Annotated in this window: 14 protein-coding genes and 2 pseudogenes; 9 read left to right on the top strand and 7 right to left on the bottom strand. The window is 68.1% G+C overall.

Going from position 1 to position 15,719, the window contains the following annotated elements:
• Window positions 1-296: 296 nt before the first annotated feature.
• A complete protein-coding gene (locus M2283_RS08915) occupies window positions 297-914 on the bottom strand; it encodes a hypothetical protein (RefSeq protein WP_280875547.1) in 618 nt (205 codons plus the stop codon).
• A gap of 499 nt (window positions 915-1,413) precedes the next feature.
• On the opposite strand from M2283_RS08915, the gene M2283_RS08910 reads away from it, so the two are divergent.
• Complete coding sequence (locus M2283_RS08910) at window positions 1,414-1,599, top strand: hypothetical protein (protein ID WP_280875546.1); 186 nt, start codon at window positions 1,414-1,416, stop codon at window positions 1,597-1,599.
• On the top strand, window positions 1,596-1,907 hold the full coding sequence (locus tag M2283_RS08905; RefSeq protein ID WP_280875545.1) for a hypothetical protein: 312 nt from the start codon (window positions 1,596-1,598) through the stop codon (window positions 1,905-1,907). Before M2283_RS08910 ends, M2283_RS08905 begins: the two co-directional genes overlap by 4 nt.
• Window positions 1,908-1,965: 58 nt before the next feature.
• On the opposite strand, the gene M2283_RS08900 is transcribed toward M2283_RS08905, so the two are convergent.
• Window positions 1,966-2,676 carry an IS701 family transposase gene (locus M2283_RS08900; RefSeq protein ID WP_432423036.1) on the bottom strand — a complete coding sequence of 237 codons (711 nt, stop codon included), beginning with the start codon at window positions 2,674-2,676 and terminating at the stop codon, window positions 1,966-1,968.
• Window positions 2,677-2,890: 214 nt separating this feature from the next.
• On the opposite strand from M2283_RS08900, the gene M2283_RS08895 reads away from it, so the two are divergent.
• Window positions 2,891-4,258: a cytochrome P450 gene (locus tag M2283_RS08895; RefSeq protein WP_280875544.1), complete on the top strand. Its 1,368-nt coding sequence runs from the start codon at window positions 2,891-2,893 to the stop codon at window positions 4,256-4,258.
• 115 nt (window positions 4,259-4,373) lie between these two features.
• Here the strand turns inward: M2283_RS08895 and M2283_RS08890 are convergent, their stop codons facing one another.
• Window positions 4,374-4,763 carry a hypothetical protein gene (locus M2283_RS08890; protein ID WP_280875543.1) on the bottom strand — a complete coding sequence of 130 codons (390 nt, stop codon included), beginning with the start codon at window positions 4,761-4,763 and terminating at the stop codon, window positions 4,374-4,376.
• A 70-nt stretch (window positions 4,764-4,833) separates the two neighbouring features.
• Here M2283_RS08890 and M2283_RS08885 point away from each other — a divergent pair.
• Window positions 4,834-5,740: pseudogene (locus M2283_RS08885) on the top strand (IS982 family transposase).
• Between the two features lie 1,207 nt (window positions 5,741-6,947).
• The gene (locus M2283_RS08880) at window positions 6,948-7,718 is read left to right on the top strand and encodes a class I SAM-dependent methyltransferase (protein WP_280875542.1); all 771 of its coding nucleotides are present in this window, start codon (window positions 6,948-6,950) and stop codon (window positions 7,716-7,718) included.
• Here M2283_RS08880 and M2283_RS08875 read toward each other — a convergent pair.
• A complete protein-coding gene (locus tag M2283_RS08875) occupies window positions 7,712-8,296 on the bottom strand; it encodes a TetR/AcrR family transcriptional regulator (RefSeq protein WP_280875541.1) in 585 nt (194 codons plus the stop codon). The two genes, M2283_RS08880 and M2283_RS08875, sit on opposite strands and share 7 nt — an antisense overlap.
• Before the next feature lie 81 nt (window positions 8,297-8,377).
• Between M2283_RS08875 and M2283_RS08870 the strand changes: the two genes are divergently transcribed.
• Both M2283_RS08870 and M2283_RS08865 read left to right on the top strand, forming a co-directional pair.
• Window positions 8,378-9,151: an oxidoreductase gene (locus M2283_RS08870; protein WP_280875540.1), complete on the top strand. Its 774-nt coding sequence runs from the start codon at window positions 8,378-8,380 to the stop codon at window positions 9,149-9,151.
• Window positions 9,097-9,420, top strand: a pseudogene (locus M2283_RS08865) (VOC family protein); the annotation flags it as partial. The gene M2283_RS08870 and the pseudogene M2283_RS08865, both read left to right, overlap by 55 nt.
• Before the next feature lie 198 nt (window positions 9,421-9,618).
• On the opposite strand, the gene M2283_RS08860 reads toward M2283_RS08865, so the two are convergent.
• Complete coding sequence (locus M2283_RS08860; protein WP_280875584.1) at window positions 9,619-9,831, bottom strand: hypothetical protein; 213 nt, start codon at window positions 9,829-9,831, stop codon at window positions 9,619-9,621.
• A gap of 679 nt (window positions 9,832-10,510) precedes the next feature.
• Between M2283_RS08860 and M2283_RS08855 the strand changes: the two genes are divergently transcribed.
• Entirely contained in the window at window positions 10,511-12,196 is a 1,686-nt protein-coding gene (locus M2283_RS08855; protein WP_280875539.1) for a ribonuclease J, read from the top strand.
• 117 nt (window positions 12,197-12,313) lie between these two features.
• Window positions 12,314-13,030: a spermidine synthase gene (locus tag M2283_RS08850; RefSeq protein WP_280875538.1), complete on the top strand. Its 717-nt coding sequence runs from the start codon at window positions 12,314-12,316 to the stop codon at window positions 13,028-13,030.
• A gap of 207 nt (window positions 13,031-13,237) precedes the next feature.
• On the opposite strand, the gene M2283_RS08845 is transcribed toward M2283_RS08850, so the two are convergent.
• Window positions 13,238-13,759, bottom strand: a complete 522-nt coding sequence (locus M2283_RS08845; RefSeq protein WP_280875537.1) for an AAA family ATPase — start codon at window positions 13,757-13,759, stop codon at window positions 13,238-13,240.
• Window positions 13,760-13,912: 153 nt separating this feature from the next.
• Window positions 13,913-15,187, bottom strand: a complete 1,275-nt coding sequence (locus M2283_RS08840) for a sulfite oxidase (RefSeq protein WP_280875536.1) — start codon at window positions 15,185-15,187, stop codon at window positions 13,913-13,915.
• Window positions 15,188-15,719 lie beyond the last annotated feature (532 nt).

The raw sequence follows: 15,719 nt of genomic DNA, 5'->3' as shown, positions 1-15,719 counted from the left end.
GCCCTCGTGGCTTGCTTGAGCCGGATGCGGGGAAAGCTCGCACGTCCGGTTCTGAGGGGGCCGGGGATCAGCAATGGTCTCCGGCTACCCGACCACAAGGGGCATCGTTCGAGGCCATAAAGAACGAGCTCAGTAGCCGCCGTCGGCGATGACCGGGCCGACGAGACAGGCACCGCCGACACCGGACTGCGCGAACACCCGACAGCCCCTGCGACTGCCGGGCGGACTGACCGGCCACAGCAGTCGCCACCGACGGCCTCGTCGGTCGGGCGACCGAAAGGCTTTGAAGACGTCGGTCAGTTCTCGGGTTTGATCTTCGAGGACAGGAAGAACAGCCCTGCCGTCGCCGCGATGAAACCTCCGGCCAATTCCTCGTAGCCCTGGAAGTAGGCGACGAGGATGGCGATGGCGGACGCTGTCCCGACCAGGTCGATGACGCGCCCGATGAACCGCCGGAGTCTGCTCGGCGGCGGAGGGTGATGGGGGTTCGGCGGGTTTCCCCAGTAGGGAAAGGGACCCGGTCTGGGTTTCCAGCCCTCCTCCAGCAGTCGCAGGAACTCCGGGTGGTGGCGGGCGTAGCCCATGCGGTGGGGTGCCAGGCGCCGCCACGGCAGCCGACCATGTCTGATGGCGAGCCAGGTGAGTCCCGGCAGGCAGGCAACGGCCGCCCAGATCGCTGCGAGCGTCCGTTCTGCGGCCGAGGTCGGCAGAATGCCGAGGAGATGGTCCAGCTGGCCGCTGGCGGCGTAGGCGATCAGCGAAGCTATGGAGAGCACCGCCGCGGTCTGTTCGATCTGATGTCCGGTGTGGCAGCGGGCACAGCGTGGTACTTGCACGACTTCCCGGCGCCACGTGGTGCGCAGGACAACGATCCATGGCGTCATGGCCGTTTCGGCGCCTTGGTGCAGCCCCATGACGCGGTCGTGCCACGACGCCGGTGTGGTCTTCCCGCAAAACCAGCACTCCCGCACCACGAGCTTCCTCTCCCCCTACGACCAGTCCCGTTGGTTCCGTCCGGCGGGTTGCGCTTGCCGCGCCGCCCCCTGCCGCCCGGCGTCGCTGCCATGGGTCGTTGCGTGGTTCTGGGCGGCATCCTAGAGGTCGTCCCCCGGCTCGGTGGAGAGGGTGCCGACCTCACCCTGCGTGATCATTCCGTGGAACTGAGGCTAAAGAACAAGCCGACCCGGCTCAACCATCGACCCTGAACTCGGCATCTCCTTCCCCGCTCTCGACCTGCCGGTCATGGGCCCGAGCGACGAGACGGCCGCAGGCCTTGCAGCCACTGGCGTCGGCGGCGTTCCGCCGGATTCCTGCGGGCCTGCCTGGTACGGCGGGGCAATCGACGATGCGCGGCACAGTGCCTGTCATGCCAACGCCTGGCATGACGTCACTGTTGCCACTAGATTTGACGTCATGACTGCCATCACCCTGCGGATCCCCGACGCCATGGACAAGCAGCTGCGCGACGCCGCAGCCGGCGCCGCCTCACTCAACGACTACATCCTGCGCGCCGTGCGCCGGCAGATGACACTCGACGCCGCCCGCAAACTCGCCGCCCTCGCCCCCCTCGACCTCGCAGGCGAAGGCGACGCCCTGTGACCATCCGCAAGGGCGACGTCTGGGACGTCGACACCGGCAAAGGCACCCGCACCGTTCTCGTCGTCAGCCTCGACGGCCTCGCCGAGGCCTACAACGCGGTCGTCACCCTGGTGCTCCACGCCCCGGCACAGCACCCCGACACCGCGATGAGCGTGCACCTGGCCACCCCGCTGGACGCCTCCCTCGTCGCCGTCAACCTCCTCCAGCTGTCCGCCATCCGCTTCGAAACCGGCACACTGCACGGCAACGTCGGCCCCGAACAGCAAGAACTCGTCGACAACGCACTCCGCGCCGTCCTCGACCTGTAAACAGCCCACCGCCAACCGCATCCACCACCAACCCCGCGCACACCACCGACGCCCACGACTACACCGCCGCCGGCGAAAATGCGCTGGTAGGTGCATGACGGGTGGTGCGGATCCCGGGGACCATGCTGCGCGGAGTCGGTGGGGGCCCGGGCCGGCAGGAGCGGGCCCGCTTGTATCTGATTGGACAGTCCTGGTCCCGATCAGGGCGATCGCCTGCAACCGTGTGCCGGTGCCGACTCAGGGAAGCCAGGCGACGATGCCCCACCTCGTCGGGCACGCCCGCGGCCGTGCGTCGCTGGACGTCGTACGCCCATTCCTCCGGCAGGAACAGCTCCCATTCCAAAGGACAGGAAGCGGTGGCGGTGGCGGCATGCACGCTGACCGCGACCTGGCAGTTGGCCCGTTTGCCCAACGTGCCGCAGCACTGCCTGGCCACCCCGGCCGATGCGCGCCCGCGCTTGGGAAAGGGCACATCGTCGATGACCCACACCTCGGGCCTGACCGTCTGGACCAGTCGCTCGGTGATTCGCCGTCGCACCGGTGTCCACTGCCAGGGCAACTGGCTGACGAACTGCTGCAAGGCCTGCATGTTCCCGTCCGGGAGCCGCTGGGCCATCGGCCGGATCGACTTGCACCGGCCGTCCACCATCAGCTCCCGCAGATAGCACTCGCCCCTGGCCCGCTGATCCTTACGCGGCACCGAGGCGAGTACATCCTCCACGAACAACCCCAACGCGGCCCGTAATCGGTTCACTTCATGCGTCTCCACACTTTCAACATGCTCTTGATCAGCGTTAACGCAACGAAGCACTACTAGGTCCAGGCGACCAGGCTCGTCTGACCGGGATGGGGAGGGGGGCTCCCCTCCCCTCCCGACGAGCTCGTCCCACGTGGCGCAGGACACGTTCATGACAGGATTGTGTTGGTGAAGGTTCAGGGAAGTCATAGGGGCGGCCATGATTGCCGTGAAGGGATGACCCGTGATGTCCACTGCGCCTTCCCGCATACCCCGAGCCGCAGGATCGTTTCCGTTTATTGGCCACGCTCTGAAGATGCGCGACAACCTCGGCTTCATCGACTCGCTGCGTGACACACGGGAACCACTCGTCGAGATCATCCTGCAACCCGGGACGCGCACCATCGTGGTCCAGGACCCGGCCCTGATCCACCAGATGCTCAAGGCCCTGGGGCCCAGTCTCGACAAGGGCCGGCTCTACGACAAGCTGGGCCAGCTGCTGGGCGACAGTGTCGTCACTGCCGTCGGCCGGAACCACGTACGCAAACGCCGCCAGCTGCAACCGGCGTTCGCCCACACCGAGATCAGCCGCTACGTCGACATGATGCGCGCCGAGGTGACAGCCACGGTCGCCGGCTGGGAACGTGGGCGAACCCTCGACGTACGCGAGGCGATGGTCGGGCTCAGCCTCGACATGCTGGCCAAGACGGTGTTCGCCGGCAGCCTCGACGACGCCGTCTTCCGCCGGTTGCGCAGCGACCTGTCGGTGGTGTTGAACGACGTCGGTGTGCGCATCATGGTGCCCGACTGGGCCGAGCGCCTGCCGCTGCCCTTCAATCGTCGCTTCGACCGGGCCCGGGACGGCGTACGCGCCACCATCACCGCCGCCGTCGACGAACTGCAGGCTTCCGGGCACGACACCGGGGACATGCTCTCCATGCTGCTGCGCGCCATCGACGAGGAGACCGGTGAGCCGCTGACCGGGCATCAGATCTGCTCCGAGATCCTCACCCTAGCCGTGGCGGGTACCGAGACCACCGCGTCGGTGCTGTCCTGGACCCTGTACGAACTCGCCCGCCACCCCGACATCGAGGCCCGGATCCTGGCCGAGCTGGACGAGGTCGTCGGCGAACGGCCGGTCACCTTCGACGACGTGACCCGGCTGCCCTACCTGAACCGGGTGATCACCGAGACCCTGCGGCTCCACCACCCCGGCTGGCTGGTCACCCGCCGCACCACCGAGGAGACGCGGCTCGGCGGGTGGACGCTGGCCGCCGGCACCGAACTGGCCTACTGCCAGCACGCCCTGCACCGCGACCCCGAGCGCTTTCCTGACCCGGACACCTTCGACCCGGACCGGTGGACCGACCCCGCGCAGCAGCAGCCTCCGCCGGGCGCGTTCCTGCCCTTCGGGGACGGCAAGCACAAGTGCATGGGGGACCGTCTCGCCCTCACCGAGATGGTCACGGCGCTCGCGACGATGCTGCGTTCGGTACGGCTGGAACTCTCCGAGGGCCAGGTCATCCGCCAGGTCGCCCGGCTCACCGTAAGGCCGCGCACCCTGCAGATGACCGTCCGCCCCCGCAACCGTCCCCGAGCCGGGGCCGGCCTCTAGGTGATCAATTCCAAGGGATGCCTGCGGAGGGTGTGGGGTGGGCGGCGGCCGAAGCCACCGCGAGACGGTCGGGCGGCGGCCTGCGGGCCCTGATTGTCGAGGTGGTAGCGGGCGGTCAGGCGTCAGGGTCGACTTCGGGGTGCGTGAACCGCACGGGCTTGCCCAGCGACCGGGCGTAGGCGATTTCGGCTCGGGTGCTGTCTCCGATGTAATCGCCGACTACGAGCACCTCATCAGCGAGCCGGATCTTCGCCCGGTGCAGATCGCCGAGTCGAACCTTCAGCGCCTCGGCCTCCTCAGGATCGGAGAAAAGTTCGTGCGGTGACTTCATGTCACCGCCCGGTTTGACGACGATCTTTCCGGCTTTGGTCTCCCGCAGATCGGCCTCGGTCATCTCGGTCATGAAGCGGGTGGAGCCGCAGATCACGACGATACGCGGGAGGCTCAACAGCTTCTTCGCGTCGGCGAGCTTCTCCGCGGGGGTGAGCAGTTGCGGGTATGACACTGGTTCCTCCTGGTGGTGTGGTCCAAGGGGTGCCTGCGGAGACGAGACCGAGGATGTCCAAGATCGTTTTGTGACGAACGATGTGGACACCCTCGCGACAGCACTCTATTGCGACGACCGACGACATGCTGAAGGAGCATCCCGACCTGGCGCCGTGGCGCCCGCCGGTCGGCATTACGCCCCGCCTGAGCGATGCCGAACGGGTCACCCTCGCCACGATGCAAGCCCTACTCGGCTACACCTCCGAGGCAAATGGCTCCGCCATGCCCGTGCCCACCTGCGCCACCTCTTCCCCTACCTGCCCCAGCAGCCCGGCTACAGCAAGCGGCTGCGCAAGGCCGCCGGTCTGATGCGAAGCGTCAACGGATCCTGGCCACCATCACCTCGGTGTGGAGCGACGACGTATGGGTCGTGGACTCCACCCCGGTGGAATGCGGCCGCTCCCGCGAGACCGTCAAACGCTCCGACCTGGCAGGTCGGGCCGAATACGGCTACTGCGCGAGCCACAGCCGCTTCTTCTGGGGCCTGCGCCTGCACCTGGTCTGCACCCTTCAGGGCCTGCCCATCGGCTTCGCCCTGACCGGGGCCAAGGCCGACGAACGCGAGACCCTCCTTGACCTCCTGGCAGCCGAATGCGAGCTTCTGCGAGAGCGCCCCCGACAGACTCTCATCGGCGACAAGAACTACTTCGGCCGTGATCTCGAACGCGAACTGTCCGAGCATGGAGTCCAGTTGCTGCGGCCTGCCCGTAAAGGTGAACGGGAGCGGCCTGGCACAGCCCTGTTCAAGCCGCTGCGACGGTCATCGAATCGATCAACGAGACCTTCAAGGGACAGCTTGACCTCGAACGGCACCGAGGGCGCGCACCCGGAGGTGTCATAGCCCGCGTCATGCAATGCATGCTCGCGCTGACCGCCGCGATCTGCGCTCTGGAATCTGAGGGACCCCACCCCCCACCAAGGTCAGGAGGATCCTGAACGGCCTCGGCTATGTCGACGAACGTATCCACGACCTCAAGCAGTCCGGAGCGACCACACAGTTCTTCCTCGATCTGCGCCACAAGGGCGGACGGCTCTGCTTGCAGGGCTCAACTGCCGGCGAGGAGACCGTCATCGACAAATGCGTAGCCCCCGCGACCGGGCCGTTCACGCCTGGAGGGCAGAAGGGGTGAGTCAGCCGGACGGGAACGAGGCCCGGTGCCGCAGCCCCTCGAAGACAGTCCGCCGACCAACTCTCAGTGAGAACGCTCAACCTTCGCTGCGACGGAACAGGCAGCGCCATTTGGGGGCTCGTCGTCTCATCCGTTCTGGTCGCCCCAGGTCACAACCGCGGCTTCGGACCAGATCACTTGGGACGGGACAGCGGTCACGCGGAGTTGTGGCGGAGAGTTAGTGCCGCAGGGTCAGGGAGACCGACGAAACCCACTGGTCTGTGGTGACTCGTCTCTCCGGCTCGGCACTTGCCGTGACGCCATAGATCGTTTCCCGTGGTTGTCGCTCACGAGTACCCCTCCACGATCAGCGGGCGACCCAGATCAGCAAGCGCACTTCGCGGGAAGCCGTCGCGCAGCAACGGCAAGAGCCGGTCGAAGTCCTGGAGCAGCCCTCCGCAGTCAACGGGCGACAGCCGGGAGTCGGCGATCGGAATGCCGACGTAGGCCCGGCCGGGTGCGTCGTCTCCAGCACTCGTGGTGTCACTCTTCCAGTCCCGCCGGGCCGCTGAGGGGTGCTCAACTGATCACGGCCGCAAGCTTCCCTCCGAAATCCTGGACCGGCGGTCGTGGCGGTCATGGCGGCCTGGAGAGCTGACGCTGCTCGTCATGCCGGCAGGATCATCTTCCGCAGGAGTACGGATTCGGCCCGGCCGTAGAGACCGCCCCGGCACCCCGACGTGCCGGTGTGGGCGGCAGGACTTCCCGGTAGCGTCAAACCGCTGCGTCGCGCCGCCCGGCACGACAGTTTCGTCCCGATCAACCCGCACCACCCCGACCAGCTCGCCGCCATCACCGGTCTCCGCCGGTGCAAGACCACGCGATACGACAACCCATCCAGCGGCCTGCGCCAAGGCGGGCGCCACCTGGTGGCCGACACAGTGCACGCGGAGACCCGTCTCGCTGGAGCAGGCGCGAGACCTCCTTCACGAGGGCCCGGTCGAAATCGATGTCGAGAGGATCCGGTGACAGTCATGTCCGACCTGTTTGACTACGACGCGGAACTACACCTGCACAACGAACTCTTCCGCGCCGCCGCCCGCGTCGGCTCCCGCGACCGTGTCCTCGACATCGGCTGCGGCACAGGCCAGACCACACGCGAAGCCGCCCACGCGGCCGTCGACGGAAGCGTGGTGGGCATCGATCTCTCCGCGCCCATGCTCGAACGGGCTCGTCGGCTCAGTGCCGACCAGAAGCTGGCCAACGTCACCTACCAGCAGGCGGACGCCCAGGATCACCGCTTCCCACCACCGCGTTTCGACCTCTGTATCAGCAGGTTCGGAACGATGTTCTTCGCCGACCCGGTCGCCGCGTTCACCAACATCGGCCGCGCCCTGCGCCCCGCGGCGCGCCTGGTGCTGCTGGTCTGGCAGGAGCGCGACCGCAACGAGTGGGCCACCGCGATCCGCCGGTCCCTCACCGCCGTACCAGCCGCACCCCGCGGTCCCGACCCGTTCTCACTCGCCGACCCGAGCGTCACGGAAGGCATCCTGGCGGCGGCCGGCTTCGAGGAGGTCAGCTTCACCGACGTCCGGGAGCCCGTCTACTACGGCCCGGACAGCGCCACCGCCTTCGATGCCGTGCTCGGACTCTGGGAATTCAAAGATCTCCTTGCCCACCTCGACGCCGCGACGGCCGAGCATGCCCGCACCCGGCTGCGCACCACCCTCGACGCCCACCACACCGACGGCGGCGTCTACTTCGACTCGCGTGCCTGGATCGTCACAGCCCGCCGCCGTCACTGACCACCGCCAGCACCGCACGTAGGTGACCAGCGCAACCCGTCATAGAGGATCATGGCGATGCGTACCGCATCGTCCTCCCAGCCGTTGGCACGCATCCCGCAGATGCCACCGAGGGCGCGCAGGACAATGCGTCCGCTGATACCGCTGCGGACGACGCCGGCCGCAACGCCTGCGGCGAGCAGCTCATCCAGGGCATGGGCCATCTCGTTGCGCGCGTCGTCGAAGACCGGCGAGTCGGTGGCCATGATGCTCTCCAGCACTTCACCCATCTCCCTGCCGACTGCCGCGTGCTTCACGAGAAGCAGCAGGAAGGTGCGCAGGGCTTCGTCCGGAGCGTGTTGGGCGAGCAGCCGAGTGGGTGCTTCACAGAGCTCGGCGACCTCTTGGCGGTAGACCTCCGCGACGAGCGCTTCGCGCGTTTCGAAGTGGCGGTAGAGCGTCCCGACAGCCACACCGGCTCGACGGGCGATCTCCTCCACATGGGCGTCGTCGGCGGCGAGGAACGCTTCACGCGCTGCGGCCAGGAGGTTTTCGCGGTTGCGCCGGGCATCGGCGCGCAGCGGACGTGATGACGACAACAGTCCTCCATAAGGTGAGTCCGATTCCGTTTATGTGTACAGTTTCCGGAGTCAGGTTCACTTTACTGAAGGAGTACGGCCGTGACGGTCGAGGACGAGGGGCTTGACGGCCTGCGAGTGCTGGTGACCGGCGGCAGTCGAGGACTTGGGGAGGCGACTGCCCGCCGCTTCGCCGCTTCCGGCGCCACCGTGCTGACGGCCTCGCGCACCGCGCCCCCGGAAGACCTGCCTGCCACCTTCATCCCCGCCGACCTGCGGTCCGAGGAGGGGGTGCAGGAACTTGGGCGGTGCGTGCTGGACGGCGTCCGGGGCATCGACGTCCTGGTGAACAACGCGGGAGCCGCAACCGGACCGATGCCGACCCTGGAGCGGTCCGACGCGTCCTGGCTCGCCGACCTGGAGATGAACCTGCTCTCCGCGGTCCGCCTCGACCGCGCTCTGGTGCCGGGGATGGTCGAGCGCGGGTCCGGCGTCGTGGTGCACGTCTCCTCCATCGCCAGCCACCTCCCCCAGCCTGCCGAGGCGTCCTACGCGGCATCGAAGGCGGCGCTCAACGCCTACAGCCGCGAGTTGGCGACGGCGATGGGAGAGCACGGCGTACGGGTGGTGTGCGTTCTGCCGGGCTTCGTCGTCACCGAGGGAGCGGCCGAGCATCTCCAGCAGATGGCCGACAGTCAGGGCGTCGGCATCGACGACGTCAAGCAGCAGATCGTGGACCACCTGAAGCCGCCGATGGGGCGCCCCGGCGAACCCGAGGACGTCGCCGAGATGATCGCGTTCCTCGCCTCTGGCCGCGCCAAATGGCTCACCGGCGCCCAGTTCCGGGTCGACGGCGGCATCATCCCCACGGTCTGAGCCGCGCCCCCCGCACGAACACGAAACGGAGAATCACCATGAACTTCAGCCTGACGTCACTGATCGTGGACGCCGCGGACCTGGAGAGCGAGAGTTCGTTCTGGCACCGGCTGCTCGGCGGCTCCATCACGAGGACGGCAACACACCACTTTCTGCAGGTCGAGGACCTCCCCGTGATCGTGATCCAGCACGCTCCGGGGCATGCACCGCCGGAGTGGCCCGACGGCGCTCCCCAGCAGATGCACTTCGACCTCGCCACGGACGACGTGGCGGCCGCGGACAAGCGGGTACTTGACGGCGGCGGTCGACGGACGATGTCATCGCCTCCGCCCAGCAGGGCTCCCGAACGTACGCCACCCCGGCCGGACATCCCTTCTGTCTCCGCTCAGCCTGACCCGAAACCGAGCACGAACAACCGCGCCGACCCTGTTTCGACAAACGGCACGACGGGTCTGGTGCGCCGGCCGTCAGTCCTCGACGGTCTCCGGGTCGCGGACGGAGTGCAGGCCCTGGCCGGTGCCGCTGGCCCTGACGCTGGACAGGTAGCGAATCAGGAAGTTGATATGCCCGTCATCATCGTCATCCAGACCTCCGCCGAAGGACATAAAGACCGGCGGCCGCCCGGTCCGGCTCGGCCAGGTCAACGACCTTGACGCCGCCGACATCACCGCCAGGCTCACCGATGCCGGCCCCGCCCTGGCCGATCCGCCCGGAGTCCTTGGCCTGTATGTCTTCGAGCCCCCAGTCATGTCCACGCCGAACCCGACGACGAGTAACGCCACTCCCCGCACCACCGAACCCGCCGGCTGAACGCCCGACAGGGCCCTCCAGCGCACGCGCTCCGGCCGTTGGCCGTCCGAGAATCTACGAACCCGCGCGCCTCCAACCGCAACAAGAGCGACCAGGACCCGGCCACCTGGCAGCCGCCCGCGGCCGCTACCGCTGCGCCTACGCCACCGACTGGGTGGCCGTCAAAACCCGCTGGGGGCCTGCGATCGACCAGCGCGAGCAAGCGGAGCTCGGCGACATCCTCGGCTCAACCGGATCGGGACGGGCTCGGTGTTCTGCTCCCCGTCCTACTTCGCCGCGTCCTGCGCCGGCGCATCCCTGAGCATCGTCAAGGACTGCATCGGCCACCAGAAGCGCCCAGCCTGACCATCACCACGCGGGCGCAGAGATCTCCGGCGCTGCGCGCCTCCGGGCCCAGGATCGCATTCCCGCCCGGCCTGAAAGCCCGGATTCCCGGCGAAGATCAAGGGTTGGTCCAGGGCACGCGCTGCGGGTGACACGAGACGTCGCGAAGAAGAGATCGGTCAGGCTAGTGGATCACACCGTCCAACTCTCCGGTAGCGTCAGGGTATGAGCCATCCGCATCCAGAATTGACTGCCGCCCCGCCGCTGCCCGAGGGAGGGCTGAGGGTCATCGCCCTAGGCGGCCTGGGCGAGATCGGTCGCAACATGACCGTCTTCGAATACGCCGGCAAGCTGCTCATCGTCGACTGCGGTGTGCTGTTCCCCGAGGAGAACCAGCCCGGCGTCGACGTGATCCTGCCGGACTTCACCTCGATCCGGGACCGGCTGGACGACATCGTGGCCGTGGTGCTCACTCACGGGCACGAGGATCACATCGGGGGCGTGCCGTACCTGCTGCGCGAGCGGTCCGACATTCCCGTCGTCGGCTCGAAACTGACGCTGGCGTTCCTGGAGGCCAAGCTCAAGGAGCACGGCATCCGCCCCCGTACGGTGCGGGTGCGGGAGGGCGACCGCCGCGGGTTCGGGCCCTTCGACTGCGAGTTCGTGGCGGTCAACCACTCGATCCCGGACGGTCTTGCGGTCGCGATCCGCACCGGGGCCGGCATGGTGCTGCACACCGGTGACTTCAAGATGGACCAGTTTCCGCTGGACGACCGCATCACCGACCTGCGTGCCTTCGCCCGTCTCGGTGAGGAGGGCGTCGATCTGTTCCTCACCGACTCCACCAACGCCGAGGTGCCCGGATTCACCACGTCCGAGCGCGAGTTGAATCCCGCGATCGAGCAGGTTCTTCGCACCGCTCCGCGGCGGGTCATCGTCTCCAGCTTCGCCAGCCATGTGCACCGCATCCAGCAAGTGCTGGACGCCGCGCACCAGCACGGCCGCAAGGTGGCCTTCGTGGGCCGGTCGATGGTCCGCAACATGGGGATCGCCCGCGACCTGGGGTACCTGAAGGTTCCGTCCGGCCTGGTCGTCAGCATGAAGGAACTGGAGAAGCTCCCCGACCACAAGATCACGCTGGTGTGCACGGGATCCCAGGGCGAGCCGATGGCCGCACTGTCGCGGATGGCCACCCGCGACCACGTGATCCGCGTCGGCAAGGGTGACACCGTCCTGCTCGCCAGCTCGCTCATCCCCGGCAACGAGAACGCCATCTACCGGGTGATCAACGGGCTGACCCGATGGGGTGCGAACGTCGTCCACAAGGGAAACGCCAAGGTGCACGTCTCCGGGCATGCCAGCGCCGGCGAACTCGTCTACTGCTACAACATCGTCAAACCCCGGCATGTCATGCCGGTACACGGTGAATGGCGCCATCTGCGGGCCAACGGCGACCTCGCCATCCGCACCGGCGTCGACCCCGACCGGGTCGTCATCGCCGAGGACGGCGTCGTCGTCGACCTCGTCGACGGCCGCGCCTCCATCACCGGCAAGGTGCCCGCGGGCAACGTCTACGTGGACGGCATGGAGGTCGGCGGCGTCACCGAAGCCTCGCTCAAGGACCGCCTCACCCTTGCCGAGGAAGGCGTCGTCACGGTCGTGGCCATCGTCGACGCCGACACCGGTGCCCTGGCCGAGGCCCCCGACTTCCTGGCACGGGGTTTCGTCCATGACGACACCACCTTCGAGTCCGTCATCCCCGTCATCGAGAAGACTCTGGCCACCGCGGCCGAAGAAGGAGTCGGAGACGCGCACCAGCTCGAAAAGCTCGTCGCCCGCGCTGTGGGAAACTGGGCTTTCCGCACCCACCGCCGCAAACCTCTCATCATTCCCGTCATCATCGACGCCTGAATCCCGGGACGACGGCCCGCGCGAGACCCGGCATCGCAAAGCAAGCCGGACTACCGGCCACTGTCTGAACCGTGGCCACAGACAACCTCCAAACGTGGAGGCCGGAAAGGTGTACGGATGAGCGCGCGCTTCGAAGAGATCGACTGGCGCCCGACACCACTGGGCGACATCAGCCTGCGGCGCAGGCGGGATCCGGCATCGGGCGCCGATGTGTATGAGGTGAAGCTCGGTGACGAGTTCCTGATGTCCAGCCTCTTCACGGCGGGTGAGATCGCCCTGACGCGACTCGGACTGGCCGGCCTGGCCCATACCGATCTCGACGTCGCGGTGGGCGGACTCGGCCTCGGGTACACCGCCCAGGCGGCCCTGGACGACTCACGAGTCCGCTCCCTGATCGTGGTCGAGGCCCTCGGTGAGGTGATCGAGTGGCACCAGCGGCACCTGGTACCGCTGGGCGCACTGCTGGCCTCGGACCCACGTTGCCGACTGGTGCAAGGCGACTTCTTCGAGGCGATCGGCGATCGTGTCGGGCTGGATCCGCAAACACCGGGTCGCCGTTTCGACGCCATCCTGCTGGACATCGACCATTCGCCGCGCCACGTGCTGCATCCCCGCCATGCCTCGCTCTACCAGCCTCCGGGACTTCGTGCCGTCGCCGATCGCCTGCATCCCGACGGTGTCTTCGCCCTGTGGTCCAACGACCCGCCGGACGAGGACTTCGTCTCCGCGCTCAAGGGCGTCTTCGCCGCACCAGAAGTCCATGTTGTCGACTTCGGCAATCCGCTCCAGGACCGCACAGCGACCAACACCGTCTACGTGGCGCACAGGAGGTAGGTGCGAAGCCGGCTCACAGACTTGGGACTGCGCCGACCGCCGAGGCGTACGGGCATCACCGGAGCTCACTGCGTCAACGGCTGTGCTGCCCACGGCTCGGCCCTGATTGAACCGATCCGTCTCGTGTGAGAGCCGGTCAGGGGTGGGTGCAGGCTCCTTGAGCCTCACTCGTTGGGGCGCCTACGAGCCCTCACCTGGAGAAGGCACTCACCGCCCCAGCGTGAGTCGGAGTCGATCGAGGTGCTGGAGAAGCGAGTTCATCGAATCCTGCGGTCCGTCTCCGGCGGTGTCGACGGTGACGTGTTCGCGGTCCCACGCCTCGTATTCGCCGTTGAGAACCTGTTGCCAGTCCGGCAGGGGCAGATCGGGGATGTCGATCGATCGGGAAGTCACGCGGTGTCGATGCTCCGCTGGATCCGAGCAGGTCAGTTCCACTTCGATGGCGGCAACGCCTGCCCTGACCCCCACGTCCCGCCAGCTGTCGCGAGTGACGGCCAACGGATTGACCGATTCCGCGATCACGGTGAGCCCCTGCCGGAGATGTTCTTCGGCCAAGGCGTACCCGACGGCATAGCCGGCCGGCCCCACAGGGTGCTGTGCCAGACCGGAGCGGACGAGCGCCTGCTCGATGGTATCGACTCGCAGGTGCACCGCCCCGAGCCGTGCGGCCAGGAGTCTGGAGAGCGTGGTCTTACCGGTGCCGGGGAGTCCGCCGATGATGATGAGCATGCCCTGATGCTGCCATTGAGGGCGGTCGCGCCGGTGCTTCCGCAGAGCACGATGAGTTCGGCGCGGCCTGCGAACGAGGAGTCTCGGACCACCGAGTGTCTGACCGACGAGACGACGACCGGGCGGACGCCCCGGCGAGGCACGGGCTGTCCGTCACACCACGCTCACCGGGTGCCGTACCACCGCGCCGAACAGGTAGCCCTGCGTGTTGGGCACGGCGATGTCCGGCTGCGTATGGCCGGCCGTGTCCGTGGCGCGGGCCAGCAGATGGGTGGCGCCGGGCGCGTCGGGCCGCCAGTTCAGGGACCAGCGGCTCCAGCTACCGACGCGGGGCCGGTCGTGCAGGTGGGCGGGCCGCCAGTTCGCCCCGCCGTCGGTGCTGACGTCGATGCGGGTGACGGCGCCCGCGCCCGACCACGACCGTCCGTGCAGTACGTGCCTGCGGCCCGCCGTGAACGTGGCCCCGCTCGCCAGCTCGAAGGCGCTCTTCGTGGTCTGCCGGGTGAGCGGCGGGCTGCCGCCCTCGGGGTAGGCGGAGCCGAACAGCCGGTAGAAGGTGGTGTTCCAGGGCGAGTACAGCGGCTGCGCGGACACCTCGATGTCGCCGACCCACTTGATCGACGCGATCCCCACCCAGGAGGGCACCAGCACCCGCACCGGATACCCGTGGTCGTACGGCAGCGGCTCGCCGTTCATCTCGTAAGCGAGCAGTACGTCGTCCAGCGCCTTGGCCAGCGGCAGCGGACGGCGCACCCGGCCCAGGTTCTCGCCGCCGCTGACGTACTCGGCGTCCAGGCCGCGCGGCTGCACGTCGACGGCGTTCCTGGTCAGGCCGGCTCTGCGCAGTACGTCGGCCAGGCGCACCCCGCGCCAGCGTGCGACGCCGATCGCCCCCAGGGTCCACGCGGTGCCGGCGACGGGCTCGCCCTGCTGGGTCGTGTAGTAGGAGCGGCCGTTTCCGGCGCACTCGACGAAGGCGGTACGGGTGACAGAGGGCAGGGCGCGCAGATCGTCGTAACCGAACTCCACCGGCCGGTCCTCGCCGGGGGTGCCGCGCAGTCCGCTCCCCCACAACCGAAGCCGCCAGTCGTCGGCTTCCAGCACGGGGGTGGCGGTGTGGTTGCGCACGAAGAACAGTTCGTTGGGGGTGTGGTGGCCGGTTCCGCGCAGCGCGTCCCAGCGGGTCTCGGCGTTGGTACCGCGCTCGATGAACCACTCGGGCGGAAGCGGCTTGACGATGCCGTCGACGGCGCGTGCGGACCGCGTGCCGCCGAGTGCGGTCCCTGCGGTAGTGGCGGCGAGCAGGGTGAGCAGCCGGCGGCGGGTGACCCCGTCGGCCCTGGCCTCACCGGCCAGCCACTGGCGCAACCGGCGGTGGTCGTAGTCCGTTTCATGGTGGTGACCGGGAGGGGTGGCGGGTGCAGCCATGGCGTGTCCTCGTCATATCTGGGCGAAAAGTGCGGGGCGGCACGGGAGTTCGCGGGGACGGACGGTCGCGAGAAGCGCCGACGCGTGCACAACCGGCTTGTGTGGCACGGCTGTTGGCAGAGGGGCGAGGAGGTGCGTGATCAGCCGGTCGGTCGACACAGCGCGGCGGCCACGCGGACGAGGTCCACGGCGCGGCGGCGGGTCAGCGGCTGTGACAACGGCATGGCGGGATGCAAACACGTGGAACGGAGGGTGTCAACGAGGCCTTCGCCTCTGCCCGGCACGGCATCACAGCGGGCGAACGTGCCCCGGAGGCCGGGACGTTGCTCCCTCCCGGCTCCGAGGCGCACCTGTCCTGCCGTTGACGTGCGTGAGTCACCCATGTTTGCATCGCCGCATGCCGCGCCAGTCGCTGACCTGCCGCCGCTGCGTCGATCTGGTACGAGTCGCAGCCGCACTCTGTCGCGCCGCCGCCCGCTGAGCACTCCTCGGTCCTGGCGCTGAACGTCCCACGCCTCAGGCTGAGTTCCTC

This window comes from Streptomyces pseudovenezuelae (assembly GCF_029892565.1).
Taxonomy (GTDB): domain Bacteria; phylum Actinomycetota; class Actinomycetes; order Streptomycetales; family Streptomycetaceae; genus Streptomyces; species Streptomyces pseudovenezuelae_A.
Note: the sequence above shows the minus strand (reverse complement) of the source record. Positions and strands in the feature narration are given on the sequence as shown.